17 protein-coding genes and 1 other annotated feature are annotated in these 16,316 nt (G+C 48.5%); of the genes, 15 read left to right on the forward strand and 2 right to left on the reverse strand.

The window, feature by feature from the left end; all coding sequences use genetic code 11:
- Positions 1-90: 90 nt before the first annotated feature.
- From ACH33_RS04190 to ilvE, 15 genes are all read left to right on the forward strand, one after another.
- On the forward strand, positions 91-936 hold the full coding sequence (locus tag ACH33_RS04190) for a M23 family metallopeptidase (protein ID WP_057897897.1): 846 nt from the start codon (positions 91-93) through the stop codon (positions 934-936).
- Positions 929-1,789 (forward strand): M50 family metallopeptidase, encoded by an 861-nt coding sequence (locus ACH33_RS04195; protein WP_057897898.1) that lies wholly within the window; start codon positions 929-931, stop codon positions 1,787-1,789. Before ACH33_RS04190 ends, ACH33_RS04195 begins: the two co-directional genes overlap by 8 nt.
- Before the next feature lie 36 nt (positions 1,790-1,825).
- A complete protein-coding gene (locus tag ACH33_RS04200) occupies positions 1,826-3,310 on the forward strand; it encodes an Rne/Rng family ribonuclease (protein ID WP_057897899.1) in 1,485 nt (494 codons plus the stop codon).
- 89 nt (positions 3,311-3,399) lie between these two features.
- Positions 3,400-3,480: a sequence feature (ribosomal protein L21 leader region), on the forward strand.
- Positions 3,481-3,494: 14 nt separating this feature from the next.
- Complete coding sequence (gene rplU, locus ACH33_RS04205; protein WP_057897900.1) at positions 3,495-3,806, forward strand: 50S ribosomal protein L21; 312 nt, start codon at positions 3,495-3,497, stop codon at positions 3,804-3,806.
- The gene (locus ACH33_RS04210; RefSeq protein ID WP_057897901.1) at positions 3,806-4,141 is read left to right on the forward strand and encodes a ribosomal-processing cysteine protease Prp; all 336 of its coding nucleotides are present in this window, start codon (positions 3,806-3,808) and stop codon (positions 4,139-4,141) included. The genes rplU and ACH33_RS04210 overlap by 1 nt, the downstream gene beginning before the upstream one ends.
- Before the next feature lie 16 nt (positions 4,142-4,157).
- Entirely contained in the window at positions 4,158-4,448 is a 291-nt protein-coding gene (gene rpmA, locus ACH33_RS04215; RefSeq protein ID WP_057897902.1) for a 50S ribosomal protein L27, read from the forward strand.
- A 185-nt stretch (positions 4,449-4,633) separates the two neighbouring features.
- Positions 4,634-6,343 (forward strand): pyruvate oxidase, encoded by a 1,710-nt coding sequence (locus ACH33_RS04220; protein ID WP_057897903.1) that lies wholly within the window; start codon positions 4,634-4,636, stop codon positions 6,341-6,343.
- Positions 6,344-6,457: 114 nt separating this feature from the next.
- A complete protein-coding gene (locus tag ACH33_RS04225; RefSeq protein WP_057897904.1) occupies positions 6,458-7,039 on the forward strand; it encodes a Spo0B domain-containing protein in 582 nt (193 codons plus the stop codon).
- A gap of 36 nt (positions 7,040-7,075) precedes the next feature.
- Positions 7,076-8,359: a GTPase ObgE gene (gene obgE, locus ACH33_RS04230; protein ID WP_057897905.1), complete on the forward strand. Its 1,284-nt coding sequence runs from the start codon at positions 7,076-7,078 to the stop codon at positions 8,357-8,359.
- Positions 8,360-8,553: 194 nt separating this feature from the next.
- Positions 8,554-9,000: an ACT domain-containing protein gene (locus ACH33_RS04235; protein WP_057897906.1), complete on the forward strand. Its 447-nt coding sequence runs from the start codon at positions 8,554-8,556 to the stop codon at positions 8,998-9,000.
- A gap of 61 nt (positions 9,001-9,061) precedes the next feature.
- The gene (locus ACH33_RS04240; RefSeq protein ID WP_057897907.1) at positions 9,062-10,366 is read left to right on the forward strand and encodes a homoserine dehydrogenase; all 1,305 of its coding nucleotides are present in this window, start codon (positions 9,062-9,064) and stop codon (positions 10,364-10,366) included.
- Positions 10,366-11,424, forward strand: coding sequence for a threonine synthase (thrC, locus tag ACH33_RS04245; protein WP_057897908.1), 1,059 nt, complete (start codon positions 10,366-10,368; stop codon positions 11,422-11,424). Before ACH33_RS04240 ends, thrC begins: the two co-directional genes overlap by 1 nt.
- A 1-nt stretch (position 11,425) precedes the next feature.
- Positions 11,426-12,358 (forward strand): homoserine kinase, encoded by a 933-nt coding sequence (gene thrB, locus ACH33_RS04250; RefSeq protein WP_057897909.1) that lies wholly within the window; start codon positions 11,426-11,428, stop codon positions 12,356-12,358.
- 14 nt (positions 12,359-12,372) lie between these two features.
- On the forward strand, positions 12,373-13,254 hold the full coding sequence (gene pheA / locus ACH33_RS04255) for a prephenate dehydratase (protein WP_057897910.1): 882 nt from the start codon (positions 12,373-12,375) through the stop codon (positions 13,252-13,254).
- Between the two features lie 56 nt (positions 13,255-13,310).
- Positions 13,311-14,210, forward strand: a complete 900-nt coding sequence (gene ilvE, locus ACH33_RS04260; protein WP_408863252.1) for a branched-chain-amino-acid transaminase — start codon at positions 13,311-13,313, stop codon at positions 14,208-14,210.
- A 143-nt stretch (positions 14,211-14,353) separates the two neighbouring features.
- Here the strand turns inward: ilvE and ACH33_RS04265 are convergent, their stop codons facing one another.
- Both ACH33_RS04265 and ACH33_RS04270 read right to left on the reverse strand, forming a co-directional pair.
- A complete protein-coding gene (locus ACH33_RS04265; protein WP_057897912.1) occupies positions 14,354-15,106 on the reverse strand; it encodes a YebC/PmpR family DNA-binding transcriptional regulator in 753 nt (250 codons plus the stop codon).
- 157 nt (positions 15,107-15,263) lie between these two features.
- The gene (locus ACH33_RS04270) at positions 15,264-16,265 is read right to left on the reverse strand and encodes a phosphotransferase (protein ID WP_057897913.1); all 1,002 of its coding nucleotides are present in this window, start codon (positions 16,263-16,265) and stop codon (positions 15,264-15,266) included.
- Positions 16,266-16,316: the final 51 nt, after the last annotated feature.

Consider the following 16,316-nt stretch of genomic DNA (forward strand, 5'->3'; position numbering starts at 1 on the left):
CCTTCTTTCTACAAGATTTAAGTGGGAATAGCCTTCCTTCCTCCCTCATACACTTGTACAAAAGGTAAAGGGAGCGAGGGGTGTGGAAGCATGGCGCGTTTTGATATGGATGGCATTAAGCGACGCAGGGAGGAAAGGCTTCGCCGTTTAAGAGAACAGATGGAAGATACGTATTCTTCTTATTTTTTTGAGGATAGTGGCGAGTTGCCGCCGGTGTATAAAGAACCTATATATCGCCAGCGGGAGTGGGAAGAGCCGTGGGAGCGCTATGGGCACAAGGAAAGCAGTTCACGTTCTATGTTAAGCTTTGGAATGTCTCACAAAACAGTGAAACGGAGAGACAAATTATTTATTAAAATTATAGCGTCGTTTTTTTTGCTTAGTTTGGCGTATGTCATTAACAATGTTTCTTTTCCGGGAGCTGAGAAATACCGGACAGTAATGAATGAGGTTATGCACCGTTCGTATGATTTCGCCGGTATGTCGGCCTGGTATGAAAAGAATTTCGGCTCTGTGCCCACCTTGCTGCCAAATGTGGGCGGTCTTGGCAACGAAGTACAACCTGTGCTGCGAGCGCAGAATATGCTATTAAAAGCGCCTGCTTCGGGCAAAGTCGTACAGACGTTTGCCGAACAGGGGAGCGGGATTTATTTCACGCCAGGTGAAACTTCTATCCGTGCGGTCGATCAAGGATGGGTCACCTTCGTGGGCCAAAAAGAAGGGCTAGGCAACACGGTGATTATCCAGCATGCTAAAGGAATGGAAACATGGTACGCAGGGCTTGCGGAAGTGGAAGTAAAGCAAAATGATTGGGTGGAGATTCAACACACTATCGGAAAAGCGGCGAAAGAAGGACACTTGATTAAGCCGGTATATTTCGCAGTGAAGAAAAATGGGCAATTCGTGAATCCACAGGATGTGGTTCATTTTGAATAATATCTCACTACATGTACACCCGCTGTTCTGGCTGATTATGCTCGGCGCGTTGCTTGTCGGTCAGTTTATGGAGGTCATTACGCTGTTTAGCATTGTGTTACTGCATGAATTGGGACATGTTACAGCCGCCCGCTGGTATGGATGGCGGGTTAAACGTATTGAATTGCTTCCGTTTGGTGGCGTGTTGGAGATCGAAGAGTGGGGAAATACGATGCCGGGGGCGGAATTCGTCGTAGCGCTGGCGGGCCCGCTTGTCAATGCGTTGCTCATCGTTTTCGGCTTGGCGATGATGCAGCTTGAAATATGGTCGTCTGTTTGGACGGCTTTTTTTGTGTACAGTAATTTGCTAATTGGTGGGTTTAATTTGCTTCCTATCTGGCCGCTTGATGGGGGGAGGGTAATGCAGACCGCTTTGAGTCTTGTTTTGCCTTACCGCCAGGCGATGCTATGGTCGATATATATAAGCGGCGCAGGGGCGGCCGGATTGATTGCGTGGAGTTTGTCTTTTGAACCATCGCCGCATTTGAACGGGTTGGCGGTGGCATTTTATCTGCTGTTTAGCGCGTGGATGGCGTATCGGCAGCGTCATGTTCAATTTATAAGGTTTTTGCTTGCACGAAAGACGCAATTAGAGGAAGGATTAGGCCCGGAAATAGAACGTTTAGTATCCGTACCACCTACGCTCACGCTCGCTCAGGCAGTAAAAAAAATCAAGCGCAATTCTTACCAATTTTTTATTGTGCACGGACGCTCGCTGCCTAGTTCTGGTACCGTATTTTCAGAAAAAGTGCTGCTTGCCTATTATTTTTCCGGACGATCACCCCATTGTGCAGTAGAGGAACTTTTGCGGTAAAATTGAGAAGAAAAGAAAGCGTAAGGAGGACAACTGTTGAAGCAAATAATCATCAACTGTACCGGCCGCGAAGCGAGAGTGGCCATGTTGGAAGGCGGTCGGTTGGTTGAATTATACATCGAACGGCCGGAAGGGCGACGGATCGTCGGCAACATTTATAAAGGACGGGTAGAAAATGTGTTGCCAGGCATGCAGGCGGCATTTATCGATATCGGTATGGAGAAAAATGCGTATTTATACGTAGCTGACTGTTTGCCACCGGAGACAGAGCCTGAGGAAGGGAAGAGGCCCTCCATTAATGAGCTGATTACGCAAGGCCAAGAGATTATCGTTCAAGTCAGTAAAGAAGCGTTTGGCACGAAAGGTGCTAAAGTAACAACACAGCTCTCTTTGCCTGGGCGCTACATTGTATATTTGCCGAATGTGACCTATATTGGGGTATCACGTCGCATACGCAAGGAAAAAGAACGCGAACGTCTACGCCGGATGGCACGCGAGATTCTGGGACCGAATGAGGGAATCATTATCCGGACGATGGCCGAGGGAATGAGTCGAGCTGAGCTGGAGGCGGACGTTTCATTTCTGAGAGCGTGTTGGGAACAGGTGTGGAGCGAGAAAAAGCATGTTCGCCCGCCCGCGCTCGTCTACCAAGACTTAGATCTTGTCTCCCGCGTGGTGCGCGATTTTGTAGATGAAGAAGTAGAAGAAATCATGATTGACAGTCGCCCGCGCTACGCGGAAGTTCGAGCATTGCTCGCCCGTTACCGGCCTGAGTGGGAGCAGAAAATTCGATTGTATACCGGGGCCGAGGAGATTTTTTCTTATTATGGCTTGGACGGGGAAATCGAACGGGCGCTGAGACGGAAAGTATGGCTAAAGAGCGGCGGTTATTTGGTCATTGATCAGACGGAAGCGATGACCGTTTTTGATGTAAATACCGGCAAGTATACAGGCAGTCATACCCTTGAGGAAACGGTTCTGAAGACCAACCTGGAAGCATGTCGTGAAATTGTCCGCCAGCTTCGTTTGCGCAACATTGGCGGCATTGTTATTATCGATTTCATTGACATGGAGAAAGAAGAAAATCGGCTCCAGGTGTTGGAGTGTATGGAAGGGGAATTGCGGAAAGACAAGACAAAGACACAAGTGCTTGGATTTACCCGCTTGGGGCTGCTTGAACTGACACGCAAAAAAGAGCGGCAAAATCTTGCTGATATCTTGCTGCGCGTGTGTCCTTGCTGCGAAGGAACAGGCAGAATCACAGCCGAAGAGACGCTTGCGAGTGCGCTGGAACGCGAACTCGCAAGCTTCAGTCACGATGACCGCGTGGAAGCGGTCTTGCTTGAAGTGCATCCCCATATCGCCCGCGTGTTTGTGGAACGGGACTATATAGAAGAATTGCGGAATAGCACGAGCATTGCTCTCTATATTGCGGAAAATTCTGCTCTTGATCAACAGCGGTATCGCATCCTGTTTGCGGGGAGTGAAGCAGAAGCGCGGAGACGCTTACAGAAACAGTGATAAACACTTCCTTCTCGCGGTGTTTAGGTTGCTTTTCTTGCAAGAATATGATAAGCTGTTTTTTGTTAACTGGTGTGCTTGACACCTCAAGCATACTACAACCGCTCGATTAAGGTTTGCAAGCCGGCGTATATGCGCCGCACCGGATATCGGCGAGTCTTAGTATATAGGGGAGGTGCAACGAATGTACGCAATTATCGAAACTGGCGGTAAGCAATACAAAGTAGAAAAAGGTACTGAACTGTACATCGAAAAGCTGGCAAACGCTGAGGGTGAGACAGTTACTTTCGACCGCGTATTGCTGGTGGCTGGCGATGGCGGTGTGAAAGTAGGCGCTCCGGTAGTGGAAGGTGCTACTGTTACTGCGAAAGTAGAACGTCACGGTAAAGGTAAGAAAATTATCGTGTACAAATACAAAGCAAAGAAAAACTACCGTCGTAAGCAAGGTCACCGTCAACCTTATACGAAGGTTGTTATCGAAGCGATCAACGCGTAATGATTACGGTGCAGGTGAAGCGCCGCGGCGATGACTCCATTGAAGAAATCAAGATTTCTGGACATGCCTATGCTGGGGAGCCTGGACATGATCTAGTATGTGCCGCCGTATCGGGCATTTCGCTTGGAGGAATCAACGCGGTTGAACTGTTGTTAAACATAGAGCTGCCAGTCAAACAGGGTGAAAGTGGTTTTCTACATGTGAAAGTACCGGACGACTACGCTCCGGAACTTCAAGAGAAAGTGCAGCTTTTGCTTGAGGGCATGATTGCCTCGTTGTATTCGGTAGCGTTAAGTAACGGCAAATATGTTCGGGTTATCGACAGATTGAAATAGTAAGGAGGTGTCCCTTATGTTAAGAATGGATCTGCAATTCTTCGCCTCGAAAAAAGGGGTAGGTAGTACCAAAAACGGCCGTGACTCTATCGCGAAGCGTTTGGGTGCCAAGCGTGCGGACGGTCAATTCGTAAAAGCCGGTAACATTCTGTACCGTCAACGTGGTACAAAAATTTATCCGGGTGCGAACGTAGGCCGCGGCGGTGACGATACGCTGTTCGCTCTGACTGATGGTATCGTGCGCTTCAAGCGTCTGGGCCGCGATCGCAAACAAGTGGTTGTTGAACCGGTAGCAAGCGAAGTGTAATAATCGTTTAAATAAAAAGACCGTTGACGTACGTCAACGGTCTTTTTTATCGTACCGAAGGGACACGAAACGGCCGTTTGGCTTTCTTTGAAGAAAAAGGACGAGCGGTAACGCCCGCAAGTTTTTCTTGACGTTTTGTTTTTTTGTTTTGCGGCACACTAGAAAAAAAAGAAAGGGTGCTGCTTATGTTTAGAAAAAATGGGGCAGAAGCACTTGTTGACACGCTGATTGAGTGGGGAGTTGACCACGTATATGGAATGCCTGGCGATTCGATTAATACGGTTATTGAGGCGTTTCGTCAGAAGAAGGATAAAATTAAGTTCATTCAGGTTCGCCATGAAGAAGCGGGGGCCCTGGCCGCCGCTTCCTATGCGAAACTTACCGGCAGGCTTGGCGTATGCCTTGCTGTTGCTGGGCCGGGTGCAATTCATTTGCTGAACGGTCTTTATGATGCCAAACTGGATCATGCACCGGTGCTGGCAATTACTGGACAGGTAATAACTGATTTATTGGGCCTTGATTATTTCCAAGAAGTGAATGTATCGCGTCTTTTTGATGATGTAGCCGTATATAACCAGATGATCGTTTCCCCGGGGCAAATTCCTTCAGTAGTAAATCAGGCGATTCGTACAGCATATGCGCGCAAAGGCGTGGCTGTTCTGACCATTCCAGGTGATGTGCCCGATATTGAATTAGACAGAAAAACGCGCTATACGTACGCCAAAGTGGACAGTGGAAATCTTGAGCCGCGTACGGAAGATATGGATGCCGCTTGCGAGGTTCTCAGCAAGGAAGGAAAAAAAGTCATTCTAGCGGGTAAAGGCGCACGGGGAGCACGTGAAGAACTGCTGGCATTCGCGGAAAGGCTTGGGGCGCCCATCGTGGTGACGCTTCCTGGAAAGGGCGTCGTACCGGATAAACACCCGTACTGCCTGGGAGGGCTTGGTCTAATTGGAACGAGAGCGGCGTACGATGCTATGCAAGAAGCAGATACGTTGTTTATGGTAGGTACTTCGTATCCGTTTACGGGATTTTTACCGGAGAAAGCGATGACCATCCAATTGGATACAGAACCTTGCCAAATCGGCAAGCGTTATCCGGTAGATATCGGTCTTATCGGGGAGGCAAAGCATACGCTTGCCCGATTGACAGAGCGAATTCCTTATCAGGAAAACAGGGAGTTTTTGGCTCGGTGCAAAGAAAAAATGGATAAATGGTGGGGGAAAATGGAGGAGCAGGAGAAAATCGAAAGCTCCTTGATCATGCCCCAGTATGTAGCACGAACACTGGAAGAGGTAGCGGAGGAGAACGCAGTGCTTTCGTGTGATGTCGGCAATGTAACAGTCTGGATGGCCCGCCATTTTCGGGTGACAAATCAATCGTTTATTACGTTCAGCTGGCTGGCTACGCTAGGATGCGGTCTGCCTGGCGCGATTGCCGCTCAGATTGCGTACCCGGAGCGCCAGGTATTCGCGATTTGTGGTGACGGGGGATTTGGCATGACGATGAACGATTTTGTCACAGCGATCAAATACAAGCTCCCGATTATTACTGTTGTATTTAATAATCATAAAATCGCCATGATTAAGTTCGAACAGGAAGCTATGGGCAATATTGAATACGCTACGAATTTGGTAAATCCGAATTTTGCAGCTTACGCAGAAGCGTGCGGTACGGTGGGATTCAGGGTGGAAAAGCGTGAGGAATTGTTGCCTGTTTTACAGAAAGCTGTCGCCGCCAGGCGTCCATGTATTGTTGACGTATTGGTGGAAGCAGACGAAGCACCGATGCCGCCGAAAATTACCTTTGGTCAGGCAGCAGGGTTTACCAAACATATGATAAAAGAATTTGTAGAGGAAGGACGCTTTACGTTACCACCTATACTTCGTGTGTAAAAGCCAGTTTTGCAGAATGAGGAAAACAGGTCGAAAATAAGCTTTTGCTTTTTGTACCTGTTTTCCCTATTTCTTATGACACGTCATGTCTTCTCTAGCCCTGGATGTGGTAAAATGTACAGAAAAGCCAAAGAGGGTGAACGCGGTATGAAGGAATTAATCGAAGTAATTAATCACCAACGGCATGACTGGCTTAATCATATTCAGGTCTTGCTCAGTTATTTGAAACTTGGGAAATATGATATGTGCGAGGAATACATACACCGCATCATTGCGGGGGCAAACAGGGACACGTTAGTCTCCCGCCTGGAATACCCTCCTGTTGTGGCTTATCTTCTCTCGTTTAACGCACTGCATTCCAATATGCGAATAGAAGTGGAAATTCCGGCTTCTTTTTCATTACTCAAGCTTAAAGAAGGAAATTGGCTGGGTGATTTTATTGTTTCTTTAGTAAAACTATATCAGCAACATGCCCTGTATAATGGCGGGGAAAGTAATACATTTCTGCTTACGTTGCATTACCAGGAAAGCGCTCTTAGAATTGTGGCAGATTTTGCGGGTGAACTTGATGTGAAAGGCATCGAAGCCGGGCTGAACGAGTTGTGTGCGCGGATGAGGGCATGTGGTGGCGAAGCATTGCTTATGCCTCATACAGCTTCAGAATCGGTTTTGGAGTGTGTCTTTCCTTTTGCCTAGGAGCGGAGAAGTTATTACGGAAAAGGTGGAATCAAGATGTTTGTAGATAGTGTAAAAGTATATGTTAAAGGAGGCGACGGCGGAAACGGTATCGTTGCTTTCCGCAGGGAAAAATACGTGCCGCAGGGCGGCCCAGCCGGCGGTGACGGCGGTCGTGGCGGTGACGTTGTGTTTGTTGTGGATGAGGGGTTGCGGACATTGGTGGATTTTCGCTATCAACGCCATTTTAAAGCGGCTAGGGGAGAGAATGGGCGACCAAAAGGCCAACATGGCGCGGGCGCAGAAGATTTGGTTGTTCGCGTGCCTCCGGGAACGACCGTTATTGATGATGATACCGGACAGGTTATTGCTGACCTGACAGTGAATGGTCAGCGCGCAGTGATTGCCAAAGGCGGCCGCGGTGGCCGCGGTAATATCCGGTTTGCGACGCCGGTGAACCCGGCGCCGGAAATTGCGGAGAACGGTGAACCCGGACAGGAACGTTATGTGCGTCTGGAGCTGAAAGTGCTAGCTGATGTTGGATTAGTAGGGTTTCCAAGTGTGGGTAAATCCACGCTTTTATCGGTCGTGTCGGCGGCGCGTCCCAAAATCGCGGCCTATCATTTTACGACGATTACGCCGAACTTGGGCGTGGTAGATATTGACGAGGAACGCAGTTTCGTAATGGCGGATTTGCCGGGACTGATTGAAGGCGCGCATGAAGGGGTTGGTCTGGGGCACCAGTTTTTGCGCCATGTTGAACGGACGCGGGTCATTGTTCACGTGATTGATATAGCAGGTTCTGAAGGCCGTGATCCGTATGAAGATTATATACAGATTAATGAAGAGTTGAAGTTGTATAATAAGAAACTGGAAGAGCGTCCGCAGATTATAGCCGCCAACAAAATGGATCTTCCGGGAGCGGAAGAGAATTTGCGGGAGTTTCGGAAGAAAGTCGGGGATGATATTCCAATTTATCCGATTTCAGCTGCGACCAAGCAAGGAGTGCGCGAGTTAATGTATAAGGTGGCCGATATGCTTGAGCATACTTCGAGGATACCGCTTATTGAGGATGTAGCAGACGAAGGGACAACGGTGGTGTATAAGGCGGAACAGGAACAGGAGCCGTTTACGGTTCGCCGCGAAAACGAGATTTTCGTGGTGGAAGGCGAGAAAATGGAGAAATTGGTGAAAATGACGAACTTAAATAGTCGGGATTCCATCCAGCGTTTTGCCCGTATGATGCGTAATATGGGCGTAGACGACGCGCTGCGCGAGAAGGGCGCGCAAAATGGTGATATTGTACGTATTGGCAAGTTTGAGTTTGAATTCGTGGAGTAAAAAGCAGGACGAAAAGTCTTGCTTTTTTTTATGGTGATGAGCGGCAACGCCCGCGAGTTTTTCTCATGTTTTTCCACTATGGACAGCGTTGAGAGAAAATATTTGAAAAATAAATGAATATCTCTTGTGAAATCAGAAAAAACAAAGTATAATGTCCACTATATATAAACATTTGTTTATTCTAGGAGGACGGAATGGGAAAACAGGAAGAACTGTTCTACTTAATCCGGGCCGATATTTTGCCTGAATCAATTATAAAAACAATAGAGGCAAAAAAGCTGCTCGATTCCGGAGAAGCGGAGACGGTCAATGAAGCGGTGGAGAGAGTGGGACTAAGCAGAAGCGCTTATTATAAATACAAAGATGGGATTTTTCCATTTAATTCTATGATGCGTGAAGTGATTATTACCGTATCACTTAATCTAGAGCATCGCGCAGGTGTGCTGTCCCAGGTATTGAAGTTTGTCGCCGAAAAGGGCGGCAACATCCTGACGATTAATCAGACGATTCCGCTACAGGGTATGGCCAATGTTGCGATGTCCATTGACACCGGGCAGTTGAACTTACCGACAACTGAGTTTCTTGACGAATTGAACGCGCTCGACGGCGTCAAGCGTGCAGTGATTGTCGGACGGGGATAAGCATTTTTTTCATTATATTATTATAAACAAACAAAAATATACACATGGAGGAGAGAGCAGGATGCGAAACAACACAGTAAAAGTAGGACTTATGGGGCTTGGAACTGTGGGTACGGGCGTCGTACGTATCGTACAGGGTCACCAGGAGGATTTGCAGAAACAGACGGGCTTAGCGATTGAAATCGCTAAGGTACTGGTGCAGGATCTTGAGAAAGAACGCAACTTGAAACTGGATAGACACATGATTACAACCGATGCTTCTGAACTGTTTGACAACCCGGACATCGATGTGATTATCGAAGTGATTGGCGGTATTCATCCAGCGAAAGAATATATTCTGCAAGCCCTTGAGAATGGCAAACATATTGTGACGGCCAACAAAGACTTGATGGCGCTCCACGGGGCAGAAATTCTCTCCAAAGCGCAAGAAAAAGGCTGTGACGTATTCTATGAAGCGAGCGTGGCCGGCGGTATTCCGATTCTGCGCGCGCTGGTGGAGGGGTTTGCGTCTGACCGCATTACGAAAATGATGGGAATTGTGAATGGTACGACCAATTACATCATGACGAAGATGAGTCAGGAAGGTGCCGATTACAGCGCGGTACTCAAAGAAGCGCAGGCGCTCGGTTACGCGGAAGCGGATCCGACGGCGGATGTGGAAGGTCATGACGCAGCACGGAAGATGGCTATCTTAAGCACGCTTGGCTTCCATGTCGATATGAGCCTTGAGGATGTAGACTGTAAGGGAATCTCCGAAGTGACAGCAGAAGACATCGCATATGCGAAAAAGCTGGGCTATGAGATTAAGCTGCTCGGCATCGCGCAGCGCGACGATGATTTGATCGAGGTAAGCGTACAACCAACGCTTATTCATCATACACACCCGCTTGCATCCGTCAATGGTGTCTTCAACGCGATTTATGTGCACGGCGAAGCGGTGGGAGAGACAATGTTCTACGGTCCAGGAGCGGGCGAGTTGCCGACGGCAACGGCAGTTGTTTCCGATCTGGTAACAGTTGTGAAAAACATGAAGCTTGGCGTAAACGGACGCGGCAGCGTGGCACCGTATCGCGAGAAGCATTTGAAAACGGACGACCAGATTGTGTCCAAGTATTTCCTTCGTCTAATCGTGGAAGACAAACGGGGCGTGCTTGCACAAATTACTCGCATTCTCGCTGACCATGATGTAAGCTTAGAACAAGTCCTGCAACAACCGTACAATGACGGCAAGCAGTCGGAAATTATTCTGATCACGCACCATGCTTCGCGCAAAAATATTTATGCCGTACGCAGCCAATTTGAAGAGCTGGAAAGCGTGTTTGAAATAAAAAGCCTGTATCGGGTAGAAGGTGGGGAGGAAAAATAATGGCTGGCATCATTGAGCGCTACGCAAAATATTTACCGGTGACGGAGAAAACCCCCCGGTTGACGTTGCATGAGGGCAATACGCCGCTCATTTTTGCGCCGAAATTGTCGCAACAATTAGACTTGGAGATTTATTTCAAATACGAAGGTTTAAATCCAACAGGATCGTTTAAAGACCGGGGGATGGTTATGGCGGTGGCGAAAGCGGTCGAAGAAGGCAGCCATACGATTATGTGCGCTTCCACAGGAAACACTTCGGCCGCGGCGGCAGCGTATGCAGCGCGCGCGAATCTGCGCTGTATCGTGCTTATCCCGAATAACAACATCGCGCTGGGTAAGCTGGCCCAGGCGATGGTTTACGGCGCTGAAATTATCGCCATCGAAGGCAACTTCGACCAAGCGCTGAAAATCGTGCGCGATATTACGGAAAAGCATCCGATTACGCTTGTGAACTCGGTGAATCCGTACCGTCTTGAAGGGCAGAAGACAGCGGCTTTTGAAATTTGCGACGCGCTGGGCAAGGCACCGGACATCCTTGCGATTCCGGTCGGTAACGCGGGAAACATTTCAGCGTATTGGAAAGGATTTAAAGAATACTATGAAGCAGGGGTTGTCAGAAACAGGCCGCGCATGTTCGGGTTTGAAGCGGAAGGAGCGGCCGCGCTTGTCAAAGGCGAAGTGATCGAAAATCCGGAAACGCTGGCGACAGCCATCCGCATTGGCAATCCGGCTAGCTGGAATCTTGCGCTCAACGCCCGTGATGAGTCCGGCGGTCATATCGACATGGTTACAGATGAAGAAATTTTGGACGCATATCGCAAGCTGGCCCAGACAGAGGGAATTTTTGCCGAACCGGCTTCCGCGGCATCGCTGGCAGGCATCATAAAGATGCGTAAGCTGGGCCGGATTGAAGCCGGCAAGCAGGTTGTGTGCGTATTAACCGGAAACGGCCTGAAAGACCCGAACATCGCACTTACGTCTGTGGGAGTGGAGCCGATCGTGGTGGAAAGCACGGAAGAAGCAGTGCTTGGCATCATCGCCCGGGGAGCGGGTGTATAGCGTGCAGAACGGAAAGGTGAAAGTAAAGGTTCCAGCTAGCACGGCTAATCTCGGCCCCGGATTCGACACGATAGGTATGGCTTTCCAACTGTATACCACCATTACGCTGGAGCTTGCGGAAGAAACAACGATTCGTTTACACGGCCCGAACCTTTCCGGCATCCCTGCCGACAAAAGCAACCTTATTTATAAAGTGGCGACCGAAGTGTTTGAGAAAGCTGGCCTCGCGGCGCCGGAGCTTGTGGTTGAGATCGCTTCTGATATTCCACTGACCCGCGGGCTCGGTAGCAGTGCGTCCGCCATCGTAGGGGCGCTTGTGGCGGCCAATGAATTGGCTGGCCGGCCTTTTACGAAGGAACATCTGTACATGATGGCGACAGAGCGGGAGGGACATCCGGACAATGTAGGAGCTTCGTTATTTGGTGGCATTGTTGTCGCATTAATGGAGCGGGAAAACGTGCCATATGTGCGGCTTAATGTACCGAAACATCTTGAGGCCATCGCAGTGATTCCAGAATTTATGCTTTCTACTGAAAAATCAAGGAATGTACTCCCATCCATGTATAGCCGCCAGGATGTGGTTCATACGGTAAGTCATACCGGCGTGCTCGTGGGAGCGCTGGCGACCGGTAACTTGTCGTTGCTTAAATCCGCGATGCAGGATGTGGTCCACCAGCCGTATCGCGTGCCGCTTGTGCCGGGACTGGAAAAAATATTGAATGAAGCACACCTGCACGGTGCGCTCGGCGCGGCGCTGTCCGGCGCTGGTCCAACGATCATCGCGTTTATTGACAATCGGATGCCGGTTGCACCGCTTGAAGCATTTATGGTCAGAACGCTTGCCGGACACGGCGTCGATTGTACGGTGATGCGGCTTGTACCCGACGAAGCTGGAGTACAGATTGAACACTGCTTCTCGGGTGTGACTGGATAAAGGAGATAACGAACATGGAGAGAACATTCGCGTTTCTGGGCCCGCGCGGCACAAATACGGAAGAAGCCGCGCGTCTGATATTCCAGGAGAAAGGAAATAGATTCCTTCCTTACCGCACAATTCCTGACTGTTTGGAAGCGGCCGCGGCGGGAAAAGTAGATTATGCGGTTGTGCCTTGGGAGAATTCGCTGGAAGGATCCGTGAATTTAACGTTAGATTGGATCATTCATAAAATTGATTTGCCGATTTTAAGCGAGCTTATTATGCCGATTTCCCATCATCTAGTAAGCGCGAAGCGCGAAGAGCCGCTTGCGCTTTCCCAGGTGACGAAAGTGCTGTCACATCCGCAGGCGGTAGCACAGTGCCATAGTTATTTGCATGAGCATTTACCGCATGCAGAGATTGAATACGTAAGCAGTACGGCAGAAGCGGCGCGCCTCGTCAGCGAGCGATTCGAAGAACCTTGGGTGGCGATTTCCGCCATGCAGGCGGTGCATGTGTACCCGGTAACGCTCATCGCCGAAAACATTGAGGATACAGAAAACAATTTTACCCGCTTTATCGTGCTGGGAAAAAAGCCGTTACCATTTCCGGAATCGGAAAAGTATAAGACAACCATTCTCGTGACCCTTCCATCCGATTTTCCGGGGGCGCTGCATCAGGTGCTGTCAGCGTTCGCCTGGCGCCGCCTGAACCTGTCACGCATCGAATCACGTCCGACAAAAACAGGGTTAGGGAACTACTATTTTGTGATTGATATTGAGCAGAAAATGGATGATGTTCTGCTTCCGGGCGCTTTTGCTGAGATGGAAGCGCTGGGGTGCCAGGTTCGTTTTCTTGGCACATATCCTGTGTTTGTGAAAGAGCGAAATGGGGCCCGCATCTCGCTCCGGTAGAGATACAGCCAGAGAGCAGGGCAAGTTCGTGAAAGAATGATGGAGGGTGAATTCTTTTGGAACAAAAAATTTATTTAAACGGGGAATTTGTGAAGAAGGAAGACGCGAAAATTTCCGTGTACGATCATGGCTTTTTGTATGGTGACGGCGTTTTCGAGGGAATCCGGGCGTACAATGGAAATGTGTTCAAATTAAAGGAGCATATTGAACGGCTATATGAATCGGCTAAATCCATACTGCTGGACATTGGAATGACACAGGAAGAAATGTGTGAATGCGTGCTGGAGACGGTACGCCAGAACCATCTCAAAAACGCGTACATTCGTCTTGTCGTCTCTCGCGGTACCGGAGACTTAGGGCTTGACCCGCGCCGCTGTTCCAAACCGAACATTGTCATTATTGCCGAACAGTTGGCGCTGTTTCCGAAGGAACTGTATGAGACGGGGATTCGCATTATCACTGTGCCAACCCGACGTAATACACCTGATGCTTTAAACCCGAAGATCAAATCTTTAAACTACCTGAACAATGTCCTAGTAAAAATTGAAGCGAATAACGCGGGTGTAAATGAAGCGTTGATGCTTAACCAGCAGGGATATATATGCGAAGGATCAGGAGATAATATTTTTATCGTTAAGAGGGGCATGATTTACACGCCGCCAGCATATCTGGGAGCGCTAGAAGGCATTACGCGTAATACGATTATTGAGATCGCACGCGAGAAAGGGTATGTGGTGAAAGAAGAGCCATTTACCCGTCATGATGTATTCGTTGCGGACGAAATTTTCCTTACAGGTACGGCGGCGGAAGTGATTCCGGTTATTGAGGTAGATGCGCGGCAAATCGGGGATGGCAAGCCCGGCGCTGTCACACACGAATTGCTGGCGGCGTTCCGCGAGCGTGTAGAAACAGATGGTATGAAAGTATATGAATGTTCAGGAGTGGAAAAGAGATAGCGATAGATAAACGAAAACAGAGGGTGTCCCAAAAAGTGATGGGGCACCCTTTTGCGTTATCGTATATACGTATAGAAAAACAATACATGATCTATATATATGTTGTGTTCTATTTGAGATCAACCAATCTTTTGAGACAGCCGCTACTGCATTTTTTCCAGTTCTTCTTCATCGATATCGAAGTTTGTATATACGTCTTGCACATCATCGTTGCTTTCCAACATTTCCACCAGTTTTAGCATTTTTTCCGCGTCTTCTCCCGTCACTTTTACCGTATTCTGCGGAATCATGGAAATCTCGGCTGTATCGAGTTCATACCCTGCCTCTTCGAGCGAGGTGCGCACCGTTTCGAAATCTTCCGGCGTGGTCTTAATTTCAAAGCTTTCCTCGGTTGCTTCGAAATCTTCCGCTCCAGCATCAAGCGCTGCCATCATTACGGAATCTTCGTCCAAATCTTTGTTTTCGCGGCTGATTTCAATAATGCCTTTCCGATCAAACATGAAGCTAACACAGCCCGATTCACCCAGATTTCCTCCATTTTTTGTGAAAATGTGGCGCACGTCTGCAGCGGTACGATTTCGATTATCGGTTAACGCTTCCACCATAACTGCTACGCCGCCTGGGCCATAGCCTTCATAGATGATTTCCTCATATGATACACCGTCGAGCTGGCCGGTGGCTTTTTTTATAGTCCGTTCAATATTTTCGCTTGGAATATTAGCATCTTTCGCTTTCGCGATGGCATGTTTAAGACGCGGGTTCGTATTTGGATCCGCGCCGCCTGCCCGTGCTGCCTGATAGATTTCTTTGGAGATTTTTGTGAAAAGTTTTGCTTTTGCCGCGTCCTGGCGGCCTTTGCGGTGTTGGATGTTTTTCCACTTGGAATGACCCGCCATACATCAATCCCTCTTTCTTCTATATTGCTCGCGCGCTGTTTGTACGGCGCAAAAATCCATTTTTCAGTGTAGCACAAGAACGGAAAAAGGGCAAAGCGTTTATATATTGCGCGAACAAATGAAAGACTAGGGCGCTTGATGGAGCACTGGTTGAGGATTAGACATAGTTGTTATAGATAAAATTCTCGTATCCAGCGAAGAAACGCTCCCTGTGCTGCCAATTTTTCATAATGATACGCAAATAATATTCCACCTGGTTTTCTTGGAAGTTTTTCCGCTTTTCAAACACGCCAGTCACTTCCCGTATAAAGTTGTCCGGGAAACGAAGCAGAAGGAAAATGAGCGCGACTTGTGCTTCAGAAAGAGGAAGAATTTGGCGATATGTTTCGATCGCTTCTGTAAACACGTTCAAATCCCATCGCTGAAGCACGAGCGCTCGGCTGATTAATTGAACGATATCGACAAGCGGTGTGTCGTAAGCGGCTGTGTCTAAGTCGATGATCGACTGACGGAAAGCGCTGATAAGGAAGTTGTGGCTGGCTAAATCTTTGTGCGCAATGTGCTGGCGGTAGAGTGCGCTCGTATATTCAGCAGCAAGTCCAGAACAGCGGGCAACGTCAAGCGTATATTTCGCTTCTTTGAGAATGGTAGGCGCATTGCGCTGTACAAGATATGTCAGACGACTCGGCTTGATTCTTCCGCTTTCAATCTCCTGTTGGATGCAAAGGAATGATTCATAGCGCTTTTCCCATTTTACAATAAGAGGAATGCCTTCTTCCGGCGGTGGCCCTTGTGGAATACGGACGCTATACTTGTGGAATTCTGCCAGTTTTCGAAGCGAAAGCATGACATCCGATTTATGAAAATAACTTCCCTCTCTTCCTGGCATGCGTTCCATTACGGTCATATACGTATTGTTCCATTTAAAAACGGGAACGCCCTGAATCGTTGGAAGATAACGAACGACATCGAGAAATCCACGATCGTGTAGCGTACGTGACAGATACGTGACCCATGCGGCTTTTTGAAAGTCGGAATAACCTTTGACAACCCAGGTGCCTCGATCTGTTTCACAGAGCCAGACGGTGCGTTTTGGCTTTAAGCTTTTTACGCGGCAGCGGTACATCTTTTCAATGGCGGCGGCTAGTTCCTGGTTCATAAAATATCCTCCTGCTTTATATAAATACGACTTATGATGTGATCATCCTTT

Origin of the sequence: Aneurinibacillus sp. XH2 (genome assembly GCF_001439585.2) — a bacterium.
GTDB lineage: Bacteria > Bacillota > Bacilli > Aneurinibacillales > Aneurinibacillaceae > Aneurinibacillus > Aneurinibacillus thermoaerophilus.